A 594-nucleotide genomic window follows, 5' to 3' on the forward strand; every position below is an offset into this window, starting at 1 on the left:
ACCACTTTGTGATTCATGACTGGGGTGAAGTCGTAACAAGGTAACCGTAGGGGAACCTGCGGTTGGATCACCTCCTTACCTTAAAGAACCGACCTTTGTAGTGCTCACACAGATTGTCTGATGAAAATTAGCAGTAAGAAAATCTCTGCAGGCTTGTAGCTCAGGTGGTTAGAGCGCACCCCTGATAAGGGTGAGGTCGGTGGTTCAAGTCCACTCAGGCCTACCAAATTCTTTCTGATACCGCGTTGTGAAACGACTCGCATACTTCAGTATGCTTCGCCGCTCCACGCCTTGTCTCAGCAAGAATTAAGGTGAATGAGATAACTACGATGGGGCTATAGCTCAGCTGGGAGAGCGCCTGCCTTGCACGCAGGAGGTCTGCGGTTCGATCCCGCATAGCTCCACCATCCTTACTGCAAAAACACAAGAAAACTTCAGAGTGTACCTGAAAAGGTTCACTGCGAAGTTTTGCTCTTTAAAAATCTGGATCAAGCTGAAAATTGAAACGACACACTGTTTCATTTCTCCGTAATAAGAAATGAAAAATGGTGTGTTCGAGTCTCTCAAATTTTTGCAAGTCGATGATGAATCGAA

At 46.1% G+C, this 594-nt stretch carries 2 tRNA genes and 1 rRNA gene; all 3 read left to right on the top strand.

Features of this window, described 5'->3' with window-relative positions:
* Positions 1-78, top strand: a 16S ribosomal RNA gene (locus BZK40_RS24065); the annotation flags it as partial.
* Positions 79-149: 71 nt separating this feature from the next.
* A tRNA-Ile gene (locus BZK40_RS24070) sits at positions 150-226 on the top strand.
* Positions 227-331: 105 nt separating this feature from the next.
* A tRNA-Ala gene (locus BZK40_RS24075) sits at positions 332-407 on the top strand.
* The last annotated feature ends 187 nt before the right edge of the window (positions 408-594 follow it).

It is taken from the genome of Citrobacter portucalensis (genome assembly GCF_002042885.1).
Taxonomy (GTDB): domain Bacteria; phylum Pseudomonadota; class Gammaproteobacteria; order Enterobacterales; family Enterobacteriaceae; genus Citrobacter; species Citrobacter portucalensis.